This window comes from Falsiroseomonas oleicola (assembly GCF_019029495.1).
Taxonomy (GTDB): domain Bacteria; phylum Pseudomonadota; class Alphaproteobacteria; order Acetobacterales; family Acetobacteraceae; genus Falsiroseomonas; species Falsiroseomonas oleicola.
In genome coordinates, this window is record NZ_JAERQM010000008.1 from 221,869 (window position 1) to 236,926 (window position 15,058).

Genomic DNA, 15,058 nt, shown 5'->3' on the forward strand with positions numbered 1-15,058 from the left:
GCGACCGACCCGCTGGTATAAGTTGGGGTCCATGCCATAAGGCGCCCCGAAACACCGTGAGCGCCCGACCGACCGATGATCCGCCTGGACAATATCAGCAAGCAGAACGGCCGCCAGCTTCTGTTCATCGAGGCCTCGGCCGCCCTCCAGAAGGGCGAGAAGATCGGCCTGGTTGGCCCCAACGGCGCGGGCAAGAGCACACTGTTCCGCATGATCACCGGCCAGGAACCCCCGGATGAGGGGCTGATCCTGGTCGATCGCGGCATCACCATCGGCTTCTTCAGCCAGGATGTGGGCGAGATGTCGGGCCGTTCCGCCGTGGCGGAAGTCATGGACGGCGCCGGCGATGTCAGCACCATCGCCGCCGAGTTGCGGGAGCTGGAGGCCGCCTTCACCGACCCCGACCGGGCCGATGAGATGGACCAGCTCATCGAACGCTTCGGGGAGGTGCAGGCGCGGTTCGAGGAGCTGGGCGGCTACGCGCTGGAAGGCAAGGCGCGGGAGGTGCTGGCCGGCCTGTCCTTCAGCCAGGCGATGATGGATGGCGATGTCGGCGCGCTCTCCGGTGGCTGGAAGATGCGCGTGGCCCTGGCCCGCATCCTGCTGATGCGCCCCGATGTCATGCTGCTGGACGAGCCGAGCAACCACCTCGACCTCGAAAGCCTGATCTGGCTGGAACAGTTCCTCGCCCAGCATGAGGGCGCCTTGCTGCTGACCTCACACGACCGCGAATTCATGAACCGCATCATCAACAAGGTGATCGATATCGATGGCGGCAGCCTGACCAGCTATGCCGGCGACTACGAATTCTACGAACAGCAGCGCGCCATGGCGGAAAAGCAGCAGCAGGCGCAGTTCGAGCGCCAGCAGGCGATGCTGGCCAAGGAAATCAAGTTCATCGAGCGCTTCAAGGCCCGCGCCTCCCACGCCGCGCAGGTGCAGAGCCGGGTGAAGAAGCTCGACAAGATCGAGCGGGTGGAGCCGCCGAAGCGCCGGCAATCCGTCAGCTTCGAATTCCTGCCCGCGCAGCGTTCCGGCGACGATGTCGCCGCCCTGCGCGGCGTGCATAAAAGCTATGGCGAGCGGGTGATCTACCAGGGGCTGGACCTGCTGGTGCGGCGGCGCGAACGCTGCTGCGTGCTGGGCACCAATGGCGCCGGCAAATCCACCCTGCTGAAGCTGGTGACCGGCGCGACCACGCCGGATGCCGGCAGCGTGGCGCTCGGCGGCAGTGTGAAGCTGGCCTATTTCGCGCAGCACGCCATGGAATTGCTGGACGGCAGCCGCAGCGTCTTCGAATCGCTGGAGGATGAGTTCCCCCGCGCCAACCAGGGCTCGCTGCGCGCCCTGGCCGGCTGCTTCGGCTTTTCCGGCGACGAGGTGGACAAGCCTTGCCGGGTTCTGTCGGGCGGGGAGAAGGCGCGGCTGGTGATGGCGCGGATGCTGTTCGACCCGCCCAATTTCCTGGTGCTGGACGAGCCGACCAACCACCTGGACATGGCCACCAAGGAAATGCTGATCGCCGCCTTGGCGCAGTATGAGGGCACCATGCTGTTCGTGTCGCATGACCGCCACTTCCTGGCCGCCCTGTCGAACCGCGTGCTGGAAGTGACGCCGGAGGGCATCCACGACTATGCCGGCGGCTACACCGAATATGTGGCGCGCACGGGCCAGGAGGCGCCGGGGCTCCACGCCTGAGGATCAGGCCTCTGGCCACGCCTGAGGATCAGGCCTCTGGTGGGTGGTGCTCCGGCGTCGGGGGCACATCCTCCCGCCCCTCCCGCCGGTCGCGATAGACGGCGGCGCGGCTCAGCAGCATCAGGGTGACCGGGGTGGTCACCACGACGAAGACCGCGATCAGCACCTCATGCAGCACCAGCCGTGTCTGAAGCACGGAGAAGAACAGCATGGAGGCCAGCAGCACGCAGCCGATGCCCAGCGTGGTGCCCAGCGTCGGCGCATGCACCCGGTCGTAGAAATTCGGCAGGCGCACCAGGCCGAAGGTGCCCACCAGGGTCAGCGCGGCGCCCAGCAGCAGCAGCAGCGCGACCGGCAGCGCGGCCCAGAGCGGCAGGTCCGCCATGCCGTTCATTCGATCACCTCACCGCGCATCAGGAATTTCGACAGCGCCGCGGTGGCGACGAAGCCGAACAGGGCGATGGCCAGCGCGGCCTCGAAATACAGGTCGCTGCCGGTGCGGATGCCGAAGACCAGCAGCAGGATCGCGGCCGTCACATACATGGTGTCCAGCGCCAGCACCCGGTCCTGGGCGCGTGGACCGCGCAGCAGGCGCCAGGCGCAGCAGGCCAGGGCCAGGCCCAGCATGACCTGCGCCGCGAACAGCGACCAGAACAGCACTGAAGCGGCAAGCCCACCGGTCATTCGAAAATCTCCATCAGCGGCTGTTCGTAGCGGTCCTTGACGATGTGCAGCCATTGCTGCTCGTCGATCAGGTCCAGCACATGCAGCAGCATGGTGCTGCGCGCCGAATCATATTCGACCCAGACGGTGCCCGGCGTGGCGGTCAGGATGCAGGCCAGCGTCGCCAGCCCATAGGGCGCGCGCATGTCCAGCGGGATCAGTACGAAGCCGGAAGTGCCCTGCCGTGCCTGCCGGCCGAGGATGATGCGCGCCACGGCGTTGTTGGAGCGGACGATCTCCACCATCACCACCCAGGCCAGCCGCAGCGCGGCGCGGGGCCGGCGGAAGCGGCCGCGCGGCACGTCCAGCAGCACCGTCACCCAGCCCGCCGCCAGGGCCAGCGCCAGCCCGACCAGCGCCGCGCCCGGCGAGACGGTCTGGTTCAGCAGCAGCCACATCACCAGCAGCGCGGCGGCCAGCAGCGGGTAAGGCAGCAGGCGCCTCATGGCATCGCCCCCATCACGCCGCGCAGATAGGCGGTGGGCGCATGCAGCGCATCCGCCGTCACCTGCATGTACTGCAGCACCGGCCCGGCACCCACGGTCATCGCCAGGCTCAGCGCCAGCAGCAGCAGCACCGGGGCGAATTCCATCAGCCCGATGCGCGGCAGGTTGCCCTCCGGCGTCACCCAGAAGGCATCGATGCCCGCGCGCGTCATGGCGATGATGGTGGCCAGCCCCGACAGCAGCAGCGCGGCGGACAGGGTCCAGCGCAGCAGGCCCGCCTCCCCCTCCGACGGCAGCAGCGGCGCCAGCATGGCGAACTTGGCCAGGAAGCCGGAGAGCGGCGGCAGCCCGGCGAGCAGCAGCGCGCAGGCGAAGAAACTCATGCCCAGCACGGCCTTGGCGGCGGGGATGGCGACGCCGATCTCCTCATCCTCCATGTCCTCCTCCTCCGCCTCGCCGAAGGCCTCGCGCGTCACCGCCAGCACGTCGGCGCCGACATCGCGGCCGCGCTCGGCCAACTCGATCAACAGGAACAGCGCGGCGATGCCGGGCACGGAGCTGGCCAGGTAGAACAGCGCGCCGGCGGTCACCCCCACCTGGCCGACGCCGATCGCGGCCAGCAGCGTGCCGGAGGAGACCAGCACCGCCGCCCCGGCCAGCCGCGCCATGTTCTGCGTGGCCAGCACGGCGATGGAGCCGAAGGCGATGGTCAGCAGCCCGCCCACCACCAGCCAGGTGCCGCCGAAGCCGGCCGAATCCCCCGCGCCCTCCCCGAAGAACAGCAGCCAGATCCGCAGCAGCGCATAGACGCCGACCTTGCTGAGGATGGACAGGATGGCGGCGGCCGGGGCGCTGGCGGCGGCATAGGTGGTGGGCAGCCAGAAGCCCATCGGCCACATGCCCGCCTTGATGAGGAAGGCGATGCCGAGGATCGCCGCCCCCGCCTCCACCAGCCCGCGATCCTGCGCCGGCAAAGCCGGGATACGGCTGGCGAGGTCGGCCATGTTCAGCGTGCCGACCAACCCGTACAGCATGCTGACGCCCACGAGGAACAGCAGCGAGGCGGCGAGGTTGATCGCGATGTAGTGCAGCCCCGCCCGCACCCGCGCGGTGCCCGAGCCATGCAGCACCAGGCCGTAGGAGGCGGCGAGCATCACCTCGAAGAAAACGAACAGGTTGAACAGGTCGCCGGTCAGGAAGGCGCCGTTCAGCCCCATCAGCTGGAACTGGAACAGCGGGTGGAAATGCGCCCCCGCCTTGTGCCAGCGCGCCAGGGCGAAGGTCAGCGCGCAGAGGCCAAGCAGGGCGGTCAGCACCAGCATCAGGGCCGACAGCCGGTCCAGCACCAGCACGATGCCGAACTGCGCCGGCCAGTTGCCCAGCCGATAGACCTGCGTCGCCGTCTCCTCCGTCCCCGAGGCGCGCAGCAGAAGCAGGATGGCGATGACGACCAGCGCCGTGGTGGAGGCGATGGCCAGGCCCGTCACCAGCATGCGGCGACGTTCCCCGGCCAGCACCATCAGCGCGCCAACCAGCAGCGGCAGGATGATCGGGGCGATCATCAGGTGGGAAGTCCAAGGCATCATGCCATCGCCCTCAAGCGCCGGGCGCGCGCTCCGCGCGCTTGGCTGCGCGGCACTTGCCGCGGCGGCCATTCGGCCGCTCGGCCCGCAGAAGGTGCCGGCCGCAAGTTCGGAATTTGGCCTTGGGACATCACCGCTCCCTCTCCCGCCCATCGACATGGTCGGTGCCGGTCAGGCCGCGGGAGGCGATGAGCACCACCAGGAACAGCGCCGTGGTGGCGAAGCTGATGACGATGGCGGTCAGCACCAGGGCCTGCGGCAACGGGTCCGCATGGTTGGCGAGGCTGCCCACAGCGCCGGGTTCCAGCACCGGCGCCAGGCCGGTACGCAGCCCGCCGGTGGAGAAGATGAACAGGTTCACGGCATAGGACAGCAGCGACAGCCCCATGATGACCTGGAAGGTGCGCGGCCGCAGCAGCAGCCACATGCCCGATCCGGTCAGCACCCCGATGCCCAGCGCGACGACGAGTTCCATCAGACGCCTCCCGCGCCAGGTGAGGCCGGCGCCGTCTGGCTTGGCGCCGAGGATGGCGTGGCCCGCAGTTTCGCCAGCGGCCGGGCGGCGGCGCGGTGGCCGCGGATCGATTGGTGGGCGAGCGCGATCAGCATCAGCACCGTCGAGCCCACCACCAGCGCGAAGATGCCGATGTCGAAGATCAGCGCGCTGGCCATCGGCAGGCGGCCGAGCCAGCCGAGATCGGCATAGGCGAAGTAGGTGGTCAGGAAGGGCAGGCCGAACAGCCAGGCCGCCGCCCCGGTCAGGGTCGCCAGCAGCAGCCCGAAGCCGATCCAGCGCAGCGGCCGCAGCACCATCCGCGCCTCCAGCCAGTCGGCGCCGCAGATCATGTATTGCAGCAGGAAGGCAATCGACAGGGTCAGCCCCGCCGCGAAGCCGCCGCCCGGCAGGTCGTGGCCGCGCAGCAGCAGATACACCGCCACCACACCGAAGACCGGGAACAGCATCCGGGTGATGACGGAGGGCACCAGCAGCCAGTCGGAGACGGTGTCGCCATCCTGCCGGCGCGGATCGGCGACGTCATGGTCGCGCTGTTCCCGCTGCTGTTCCGGCAGGTCCACACTGTCGGGCGCCGGGCGGAAGCGACGCAGCAGGGCGAAGACGGTCAGCGCCACCGCGGCCAGCACGGCGATCTCCCCCAGCGTGTCGAAGCCACGGAAATCCACCAGGATGACGTTCACCACATTGGTGCCGCCACCCTCGGTATAGGCCCGCGCCAGGAACTGGTCGGCCAGCAGCTCCGGCGGCAGGCGCGTCATCACGCCATAGGCCAGCGCCGCCATGCCACCGCCCGCCGCGATGGCCAGCGCCAGGTCGCGCAGCCGGCGCGACAGGCTGACAACCTCCACCGGCGACCCCGCCCCGGCACCCAGCCGCTTCGGCAGCCAGCGCAGGCCGAGCAGCAGCAGCACGGTGGTCACGACCTCCACCAGCAACTGCGTCACCGCGAGATCGGGGGCGGAGAACCAGACATAGGTGATGCAGACCACCAGGCCGGCGCCCCCCAGCAGGATCAGCGCCGCCAGCCGGTGGTACTTTGCCATCCAGGCCGCGCCCAGCGCGCAGCCGGCGCCGACCAGCCAGACCAAAGCAATGACCGGATCGACCGGGGTGGCCGGGACATTGCCCTGGAAGAAACCACGATGCCACACCGCCCAGCCGGCGGCGAAGACGGCGACACCCATCGTCAGGCGCAACTGCTGCTGCAGCCGACGGGTGCCGAGCAGCCCCTCCAGCGTCCGCGCCAGGCGCCAGGACAGGAACACCATCGTGCGTTCGAACAGCCGCCGGCCCTCGATCCCGCGCAGCAGCGGCACGCCCTCCCGCCCGCTTTGCAGGTAGCGCTGCAGGGCGAGGTACAGCAGCACGCCGCCCACCAGGGCGATGATGCTCATCACCAGCGGCAGGTTGAAGCCGTGCCAGATGCTCAGGCTGTAGACCGGCGTCGCATCCCCCAGCACCGCGCGGGCGCCCATGTCGAGGAAGGGCCCGATGGTGGCCGCCGGCAGCACGCCCACCATGATGCAGGCCAGCACCAGGATCTCGACCGGAAAGCGCATCCAGGCCGCCGGCTCATGCGGCGTCTGCGGCAGGTCCACCGGGTCCGGGCCGAAGAAGGCACCATGCAGGAAGCGCAGCGAGTAGGTCACGGCGAAGGCGCTGGCCAGCATGGCGAACAGCGGCAGCAGGCCGAGCGGCGTGGCAAACGGCCCCTGGGCGGTCAGCGCCTCGGCGAAGAACATCTCCTTGGAGATGAAGCCGTTCAGCAGCGGCACGCCGGCCATGGCGGCAGACGCCACCAGCGCCAGCCGGGCGGTGAAGGGCATCGACCGGTTCAGCCCCGACAATCGCCTTATGTCCCGCGTGCCGGTCTCATGGTCGATGATGCCGGCCGCCATGAACAGGGAGGCCTTGAAGGCCGCATGGTTCAGGATGTGGAAGATCGCCGCGACCATGGCGAGGTCGCTGTTCAGCCCCAGCAGCAGGGTGATCAGCCCCAGATGGCTGATGGTGGAATAGGCCAGCAGTCCCTTCAGGTCGTGCTGGAAGATGGCGATATAGGCGCCGATCAGCAGGGTGATGAGCCCGGCCCCGCCGACGATCCAGAACCAGGCATCCGTCCCCGCCAGCACCGGCCAGAGCCGCGCCATCAGGAACACGCCCGCCTTCACCAGCGTCGCCGAATGCAGATAGGCCGAAACCGGGGTCGGTGCCGCCATCGCGTGCGGCAGCCAGAAATGGAAGGGGAACTGCGCGCTTTTGGTCAGGGCGCCGAGCAGGATCAGCACCAGCATCGGCTCGTAGAAGCGGTGTGCGCGGATCACGTCGCCCGCCGCCAGCACGCGGTCCAGGTCGTAGCTGCCGACGATCTGCCCCAGCACCAGCACGCCGGCGAACAGCGCCAGCCCGCCCATGGCGGTGACGGTCAGCGCCATGCGCGCGCCATCCCGCGCCGCCTGGGTGTGGTGCCAATAGCCGATCAGCAGGAAGGAGAAGAGGCTGGTCAGCTCCCAGAAGAAGACAAGCTGGATCAGGTTGCCGGACAGCACCACGCCCATCATGGAGCCCATGAAGGCCAGCAGGAAGGCGAAGAAGCGCGGCACCGGGTCTTCACGGGACATGTAGTAGCGGGCGTAGAGCACCACCAGGAAGCCGATGCCGGCGATCAGCCCGGCGAACAGCCAGGCGAAGCCATCGAGCCGCAGCGACAGGTCAAGCCCGAGCGTCGGCATCCAGCCGATCTCCGCCCGCAGCACCCCGCCGAGCGAGACGGTGGGATAGGCCACCCAGACCAGCGCAAGCGCCACCAGCGTGACGCCGCCGGCCAGCCAGCCCGCGGCATCGCGCGCATGGGTCGGCAGCAGCATGGCGACCAGCGCGCCGGCGAAGGGCAGCCCGACCAGGACCGCGAGAAGAAGCTGATCCGGCATCACTCCTCCGCCGCCGCCCCACCCTGCCGCAGCAGCGCCGAGACATCCTCCGCCGTCCCGGCGCGGCGCAGCTTCTGAAGGAAAAGCGGATCGCGCAGCGGCCGGCACAGTTCGGACAGCGCCGGCAGGAAGCCCTCCGGCTGCGATTCCGGCCAGAGCACGGCGAAGACCAGGTCCACCGGCTCCTCGTCCCGCGCCTCGAAATCCACCGGGCGCTGCAGCCGGGCGAAGATCATCAGCGGCGGGTCTTCCCCGGGCAGCCGGGCATGCGGCAGGGCCACGCCGCGGCCGAGCGCGGTGGTGCCCAGGCGTTCGCGCGCCTGCAGGGCGGCCAGGACCTCCTGCTCATCCCGGCCGAGCCGGCGCGCGGCCTCCGCGGCCAGGGTCTGCAGCAGCGCCTTCCGGCTCGGCGAGGCGAGGTCGAGAAGGATATGGTCCGCAGACAGCAGATCGGTGACCCGCATCAAGTGCTCCCCGGCCGCTGGCCGTTCGGTGATTCCGCCCATCGGTCATGCGCCAGCCAGGAGACCGCGACCAGGGGAAGGTTGTAGGCCGTGTCATCAAGTTCGCGCAGGGACGACGATTTCGCGGGGCCGGCTTTAGCCCGAAGGTGAAGATCCGGCAATTTTCGGCTGGGGCCATCAGCCCCCCGGCGCGGCGCTCGGCAAGGGCACTTCCATCTCGCAGACCAGCCCGGTTGCCTGCCAGTCCAGCCGCACCGCACCGCCCAATTGCCTGGACAGCGTGGCATCCAGCACGCGGGACCCGAAGCCCCGACGCTGCGGCGGGGCTGGCAGGGGCGGTCCCTCGCTTTCCATCCAGCGCAGCCGCAGCCGCCCTGGCTTCGTCTCCTGCCAGTCCCAGGCCACACGCACCCGCCCCGCGGCGACGGACAGCGCGCCGTGCTTCACAGCATTGGTCGCCAACTCGTGGAAGGCCATGGCGAGGGCCTGCGCCAGGGCCGGGCCAAGCACCACCTCCGGTCCTTCCAGGGTCACCCGCTGGCCGACGACGAAAGGGGCGATCTCGCCCCGCAGAAGGGTGGAGAGGTCAGCACCGCCCCAGCGATTCTCGGCCAGCAGGGTCTGGGTCCGGGCCAGCGCCGCGACCCGGCCCTCGATCGCCTTGATGTAGCTTGGCAGGTCCGGTGCCTTGGTCAGCCGCAACGCTGCCTGCACCACGGCCAGCGCATTCTTGGCCCGGTGGTCCACCTCCCGCGCCAGCAGCGTCTGCCGCTCCGCAGCCTCGCGCTGGTCGGTGATGTCGCGGGCGACGCCGGCCAGGGTGCGGGGCCGCCCCTCCTCGTCGGTCTCCACGACCGCGCCGCGGGAGGCGATCCAACGCCAGCAGCCATCCCGGCGCGAAAGGCGCACCTCCACATCGCAGCGGGCGATATCGCCGCGCAGAATCGCCGCCATCCCGGCCTCCACCAGTGGGCGATCCTCCGGGTGCATGGGGCGGAGCCACTCCTCCAGCGACTGCTCCCCGGGACCGGCCTCGGGCACGATATCCGCCGGCATCCCCTTCGCGCGGCCGACCCCACGCTGGACATCATATTCCCAGATGCCGAAGCCCACCGCCTCCAGCGCCAGGCGCAGCCGGGCCTCACTGGCGCGCAGCGCAGCCTCCGCCGCCTTGCGATCGGTGATGTCGATATGGGCGCCATAGGTCATGTCGCGCCCACCGGCCCGGACGCCCTGCACCCGCACCAGCACGTCCCGGATGGTACCGTTGCTGAGGCGGTGTCGTGCCTCGAATTCCTGCGCGCCCGGGCCCGCCACGCATTGCCGCCCACGGGCGCGGATGGGACAGGAACTGCCCAGCGCGTCGACATCGCCGATGTGCAGGCGCAGGAAGGCCTCGCGGCTGTAGCCGTAATCGGTGCAGGCCCGCTCGTTCACCTCCAGGATCGCATGGCTCACCGGGTCGATGACGATCACCGCGAAGGGGGCGGCATCGAACAGCGCCCGCTGCCGCGCCTCACTCTCCCGCGCCTTCTGCTCCGCCTCGCGCAGGCTGGTGACATCCGTCACGCTTTCCGTCACCGCCACCGGCCGCCCCGCCGCGTCCCGGCGCAGCGCCTTGCGGATGGAAACGGTGCGCAGGCTGCCATCGCGGTGGCGCTGCGCCACATCGCCCTGCCAATGCTCGCCCCGCAGCAACTGCGCCTCGATCGCCGCATGCGCGATGGGGAAGCGGCTGTCGAGCAGCGCATGGGCCGACTGCCCCAGCGCCTCCGCCGCCGTCCAGCCATAGATATCGGTGCAGCCTGCCGCCCAGAAGCGGATCGTGCCATCCATGTCGCGCACCAGCACGCTGGCAAGGTCGAGCGTCTCCAGCAGGTCGCGCCGCGCCGCCTCCGCCTCGCGCTGTTCCGTCAGGTCGACATTCACGCCGATCATGCCGAGGAAGTGGCCCTCGGTGGAAAAGCGCGGCCGCGCCTCCGTGCGCAGCCAGCGCCAGCCGCCACCGGCATGGCGGTAGCGGGCCTCCGCCACAAAACCCTGGCGCAGCCGCATGCCGGTGGTGAAGGGTTCCGCGAGCGCGGCGGCATCGTCCGGATGCAGGGTGGAGAACCAGTCGAAGCCGGCCAAACCGCCGGGCGGCACGCCCCAGAAGTCGCGCAGCGCCCGGTTCAGATAGACGCAATGCCCCCCGGCATCGCCCATCCACAGCAAGGCGGGCGCATCCTCGGCCAACTGGCGGAACAGGTTGTCCTCCGCCGGAGCCGCCTGTGACTGCAACAGGCGCAACGCCGTCGCGACGACGTCCTCCGCACTGGCATGGCGACCGCCCGCGACCTCGGCCTCGATGAAGGCTGCGAGGGGCTCCGTCAACGCAACATTGCGGGTCCTGGGAGGGGCCATGCCAAGCTATGTCGCGCCCGCCGCCCAGGCGAGTCAACCAGGACGCGAAGACCCTGCCCGGATGCTCATTCCGCGAAATGGCAGGCCGCCGCCTGGCCCGGCCAGTCGGCCCGCAGCGCCGGGTCACGCTCCGCGCAGATCGCCTGCGCCTTCGGGCAACGGGTGCGGAAGCGGCAGCCCGATGGCAGGCTGGTGGGGCTCGGCGGCTCCCCCTCCAGGGAGAAGGTATCGGTCACCCGCGGCCCGCCGATCTTCGGAATCGCCGCCAGCAGGGACTGCGTATAGGGGTGGCGGGGGCTGTGGAAGACCTTCGCCGTCTCCCCGATCTCCACCACCCGGCCGAGATACATCACCGCCACGCGGTCGCAGATCATCCGCACCACGGACAGGTCATGCGAGACGAACAGATAGGTCAGGCCGAACTGCTGCTGCAAGGACAGGAACAGCTTCAGGATCACCGCCTGGACCGAGACATCCAGCCCCGAGGTCGGCTCGTCCAGGATCACGACGGAGGGTTTGAGCGTCAGGATGCGCGCCAGCCCGACGCGCCGCTGCTGCCCGCCGCTGATCTCATGCGGATAGAGGTCGAGATGCGTCGCCGGCAGCCCGACCGCGGCCAGGATTTCCCGCACCCGCTGCTCCCGCTCCGGCTCCTTCAGCGCGGTATGCACGATCAGCGGCTCGTGCAGGGAGGCGCGGATGGTCCAGCGCGGGTCGAGCGAGGCGCCCGGGTCCTGGTAGCAGTACTGCAGATGCTGGCGCAGGTCGCGGCTCTGGTGCGGGCGCAGCTTCGCAATGTCGCGGCCCTGGAACACCACTTGCCCCTGCGTCGCCGTGTGGATGCCCATCAGCGTCTTGCCGAGGGTGGACTTGCCGCAGCCGGATTCGCCGACGATGCCCAGGATTTCCCCCGGCTGCACGTCGAAGGACACATCGTCCAGCGCCTTCAGCCAGCCGATGCGGCGCTTCCACAGGTTGCGCACGGGGAAGTACTTTCGGAGGTTCCGTACCTCCAGAATCGGCGCGTTCACGCGGAAAATTCCGTCAGACGATGGTGGCAGCGCACCATATGGCCGGGGCTGACCGGCTCGGGCGGCGGGCGGTCGGTGCGGCACAGGTCGCTGGCGCGTTCGCAGCGGGGGTTGAAGCGGCAGCCGGCGGGCGGGTCGATCAGGCGGGGAATCTCCCCCGGAATGCCGCGCAGCCCGGTCTCGGCGGAGGGCAGGCTGTCCAGCAGCTTGCGGGTATAGGGGTGGCTCGGGCGGTCGAAGAATTCGCTGACCGGCGCCTCCTCCACCTCCTGCCCCGCATACATCACGGTGATGCGGTCGCAGATTTCGTAGGCGGCGCCGAGGTCGTGGGTGGTGAACAGCACGGCGACATTGCGTTCGCGGGCGAGCTGCTTCAGCAGCTTCAGGATCTGCGCCTGCACCGTGACATCCAGCGCCGTGGTCGGCTCGTCGGCGATGACCAGCTTCGGCTCCGGCAGCAGCGCCATGGCGATCATCAGCCGCTGGCGCTGGCCGCCCGAGACCTCATGCGGATACTTGCGCAGCAGCGCCTCCGGATTCGGCAGTTGCACCAGGCGCAGCAGCTCGATCACCCGGGCCAGGTCGGCCTCCCGCCGCGCACGGCCGCTGGGCGGATTGGCGGCGCGGGCCAGGGGTGATTTCCAGCGCATCAGGTCGGCGATCTGCGTGCCGATGGTGAAGACCGGGTTGAAGGCGGTGGAAGGGTCCTGCGGGATATAGGCGATCTCCCGCCCCCGCACCTCCGCCGCCAGCCGGTCCTCCGGCAGGTCGAGCAGGTTGCGGCCGCCGAACATCACCGTGCCGGAATCGATGCGCGCCGCATTGCGCGGCAGGATGCCGAGGATGGCGCGCGCCAGCGTGGTCTTGCCGCAGCCGGATTCGCCGACCAGCCCGCGGATTTCGCCGGCGCGGATGCCACATTGCACGCCATCCAGCACCCGCGCGATTCCGGCATCGGAGGCGAAGGAGACACGCAGGTCACGCACGGTGATGAGGTCAGCGTCCACGCGCGGCCCGCCTCAGCCGGGGGTCCAGCACGTCGCGCAGCCCGTCGCCCAGCAGGTTGAAGCCCATCACCACCACCAGGATGGCAAGCCCCGGGAAGGCCGCATACCACCAGGCCATGGGAAGGAATTCGCGCGATTCCGCGATGGTGCGCCCCCATTCCGGCGTCGGCGGCGGCGGACCCAGACCGAGGAAGCCAAGCGTCGCGGCAGTGAGGATGGTGCCGCCCATGCCGATGGTGGTGCGCACGATGATGGAGGAGGAGATCGAGGGCAGGATATGCAGCACCATCACCCGCCACGGCGAACAGCCCAGCGCGATCGCGGCCTCCACGAAGGTCTCGTTCTTGCAGGATCGCGTCTCGGCATAGACCAGCCGCGCCCAGAAGGGCCAATAGGTGACGGACAGCGCCAGGATGACGTTCTCGATCGAGGGGCCGAGGGTCTGGGCGATGGCAATGGCCAGCACGATCTGCGGCACGGCGAGGAAGACATCCGAGCCGCGCATCAGGATGTCACTGCCAAGACCCTCGTAATAGCCGGCGATCAGGCCGATGGGCACGCCGATCAGCACCGCGACCAGAATGGCAACGACGGCGATGGTCAGGGTGATGCGCGCACCGAACAGCAGCCGCGAATAGATGTCGCTGCCCATGCGGTCCGTGCCCAGCCAGTTCTCCGCATTGGGGGGGCTGAGGCGGATGGCGGTGTGGAACTGGTTGACGTCGCCCGGATGGGTGGCAAGGATCGGCGCCAGGATCGCCGCCAGTACCACCAGCAGGATCATGCAGAGGCCGAGCATCGAGGCCCGGTCCTCCGCCAGCTTGCGCAATACACGCCACATCAGCGGGTCTCCCGCGGGTCGATCAGCCCCTGCAGGATATCGACCAGCAGATTGACCACGATGAACATGGTGCCGGCGATCAGCGTGAAGCCCATGACGGCGTTGTAGTCCGAGTTGAGGATGGAATTCACAGCGAACATGCCAAGCCCCGGCCAGTCGAACACCGCCTCCACCACCACCGCGCCGGCCAGCAATATGCCGAAGATCAGGCCGATCTGCGTGACGGTGCCGATCAGCGCGTTGCGCAGCACGTATTTCCACACGATCTGCCAGCGCGGATAGCCCATCGCTGTCTCATACAGCACGTAGCTGCTTTCCAGCGCGTTCAGCACGCCGGCGCGGGTGAAGCGCACGATGGTCGCCGCCGCCGGTACCGCCAGCGTCGCCACCGGCAGCACCAGGTGATGCAGCGCATCGACCAGCGTCGTCATGTCCTGGTTGATGAGGGAATCGATCAGGTAGAAGCCGGTGATCGGCTCCGGCCCCCAACCCTCCACGCGGCCGGTCAGCGGCGTCCAGCCCAGTCGCATCGAGAACAGCAGCTGCAGCAGGATGGCGAACCAGAAGCTGGCGATGGCCAGCCCGGCGATGGTGATGAGGCGCAGCGCATGGTCCACCCAGGAATTGCGCCGCAGCGCCGCGATGACGCCGAGCGGCACGCCGACAAGTGTGGACACCACCACCGTGACCAGCGTGAGTTCCAGCGTCGCCGGCAGGCGGCTCAGCAGATCCTCCACCACCGGGCGGCCGGTATAGATGCTGTTGCCCATGTCGCCGGTGAAGATGGACATCACATAGCGCAGGAACTGGATATGCATCGGCTGATCCAGGCCGAGGCGCTGGCGCATCTCCGCGATGGTGGCGGCGGAGGCATTCTCCCCCGCCGCGAAGGCCGCCGGATCGGCCGGGATCACATGCGAGATGAAGAAGACGATCGCGAGAAGACCGAGCAGGGTCGGGATGAACCAGACCATGCGGTTGACGACCAGGACAAGGATCCTCACCGGGTGCGCAAGCTCACGTCACGCGAAGCCAGCGCATTTCCTGCCCATCGCCGATCGGGCAGAACCGCACGCCGCTGACATTCTTGCGGAAGGGTCCGTACCACTTGGTGTTGTGGATGAAGATCGCCGCCGCATCCTCCGACGAAATGCGCGCCACCTGCTGATACAGGGGCTCCCGCTTCGCCTGATCCGGGGTGGCCAGCGCCTCGTCCAGCAGGCGGTCGACTTCCGGATTCGTATAGTAGCTGGCATTGCTGCCACGCTGGCGGTTGCTGTGCAGGATTTCGCCGGCCCAGTTGTTCGGATCGGCGTAGTAGCCCGCATAATTCATGAAGGCTGCTGGATGGCGCGGACGGGGGCGGCCGGCGCTGTAAGGGAGACGCGGTCGCGTTCGATCCCCTCCGGCGCTGG

14 protein-coding genes are annotated in these 15,058 nt (G+C 69.1%); 1 reads left to right on the forward strand and 13 read right to left on the reverse strand.

What is annotated here, in order from left to right:
- Window positions 1–75 precede the first annotated feature (75 nt).
- Complete coding sequence (locus tag JJQ90_RS23285) at window positions 76–1,698, forward strand: ABC-F family ATP-binding cassette domain-containing protein (RefSeq protein WP_216878675.1); 1,623 nt, start codon at window positions 76–78, stop codon at window positions 1,696–1,698.
- Window positions 1,699–1,726: 28 nt separating this feature from the next.
- Here the strand turns inward: JJQ90_RS23285 and mnhG are convergent, their stop codons facing one another.
- The 13 genes from mnhG to JJQ90_RS23350 form a co-directional block, all read right to left on the reverse strand.
- Window positions 1,727–2,092, reverse strand: a complete 366-nt coding sequence (mnhG, locus tag JJQ90_RS23290; RefSeq protein WP_216878676.1) for a monovalent cation/H(+) antiporter subunit G — start codon at window positions 2,090–2,092, stop codon at window positions 1,727–1,729.
- A complete protein-coding gene (locus JJQ90_RS23295) occupies window positions 2,089–2,382 on the reverse strand; it encodes a K+/H+ antiporter subunit F (protein WP_216878677.1) in 294 nt (97 codons plus the stop codon). Before JJQ90_RS23295 ends, mnhG begins: the two co-directional genes overlap by 4 nt.
- Window positions 2,379–2,867, reverse strand: coding sequence for a Na+/H+ antiporter subunit E (locus tag JJQ90_RS23300; RefSeq protein ID WP_216878678.1), 489 nt, complete (start codon window positions 2,865–2,867; stop codon window positions 2,379–2,381). The genes JJQ90_RS23295 and JJQ90_RS23300 overlap by 4 nt, the downstream gene beginning before the upstream one ends.
- Window positions 2,864–4,453 carry a monovalent cation/H+ antiporter subunit D gene (locus JJQ90_RS23305; protein ID WP_216878679.1) on the reverse strand — a complete coding sequence of 530 codons (1,590 nt, stop codon included), beginning with the start codon at window positions 4,451–4,453 and terminating at the stop codon, window positions 2,864–2,866. Before JJQ90_RS23305 ends, JJQ90_RS23300 begins: the two co-directional genes overlap by 4 nt.
- Before the next feature lie 127 nt (window positions 4,454–4,580).
- Complete coding sequence (locus tag JJQ90_RS23310) at window positions 4,581–4,925, reverse strand: Na+/H+ antiporter subunit C (protein WP_216878680.1); 345 nt, start codon at window positions 4,923–4,925, stop codon at window positions 4,581–4,583.
- Window positions 4,925–7,897 (reverse strand): monovalent cation/H+ antiporter subunit A, encoded by a 2,973-nt coding sequence (locus JJQ90_RS23315; RefSeq protein ID WP_216878681.1) that lies wholly within the window; start codon window positions 7,895–7,897, stop codon window positions 4,925–4,927. The genes JJQ90_RS23310 and JJQ90_RS23315 overlap by 1 nt, the downstream gene beginning before the upstream one ends.
- Window positions 7,897–8,361, reverse strand: coding sequence for a PTS sugar transporter subunit IIA (locus tag JJQ90_RS23320; RefSeq protein WP_216878682.1), 465 nt, complete (start codon window positions 8,359–8,361; stop codon window positions 7,897–7,899). The genes JJQ90_RS23315 and JJQ90_RS23320 overlap by 1 nt, the downstream gene beginning before the upstream one ends.
- Window positions 8,362–8,538: 177 nt before the next feature.
- Window positions 8,539–10,734, reverse strand: a complete 2,196-nt coding sequence (locus JJQ90_RS23325; RefSeq protein WP_216878683.1) for a PAS domain S-box protein — start codon at window positions 10,732–10,734, stop codon at window positions 8,539–8,541.
- A gap of 95 nt (window positions 10,735–10,829) precedes the next feature.
- A complete protein-coding gene (locus JJQ90_RS23330) occupies window positions 10,830–11,795 on the reverse strand; it encodes an ABC transporter ATP-binding protein (RefSeq protein ID WP_329959504.1) in 966 nt (321 codons plus the stop codon).
- Entirely contained in the window at window positions 11,792–12,802 is a 1,011-nt protein-coding gene (locus tag JJQ90_RS23335; protein ID WP_216878684.1) for an ABC transporter ATP-binding protein, read from the reverse strand. The genes JJQ90_RS23330 and JJQ90_RS23335 overlap by 4 nt, the downstream gene beginning before the upstream one ends.
- Window positions 12,792–13,643 carry an ABC transporter permease gene (locus tag JJQ90_RS23340; protein ID WP_216878685.1) on the reverse strand — a complete coding sequence of 284 codons (852 nt, stop codon included), beginning with the start codon at window positions 13,641–13,643 and terminating at the stop codon, window positions 12,792–12,794. The genes JJQ90_RS23335 and JJQ90_RS23340 overlap by 11 nt, the downstream gene beginning before the upstream one ends.
- On the reverse strand, window positions 13,643–14,647 hold the full coding sequence (locus tag JJQ90_RS23345; RefSeq protein WP_216878686.1) for an ABC transporter permease: 1,005 nt from the start codon (window positions 14,645–14,647) through the stop codon (window positions 13,643–13,645). Before JJQ90_RS23345 ends, JJQ90_RS23340 begins: the two co-directional genes overlap by 1 nt.
- 13 nt (window positions 14,648–14,660) lie before the next feature.
- A complete protein-coding gene (locus JJQ90_RS23350; RefSeq protein WP_216878687.1) occupies window positions 14,661–14,978 on the reverse strand; it encodes a periplasmic substrate-binding domain-containing protein in 318 nt (105 codons plus the stop codon).
- Window positions 14,979–15,058: the final 80 nt, after the last annotated feature.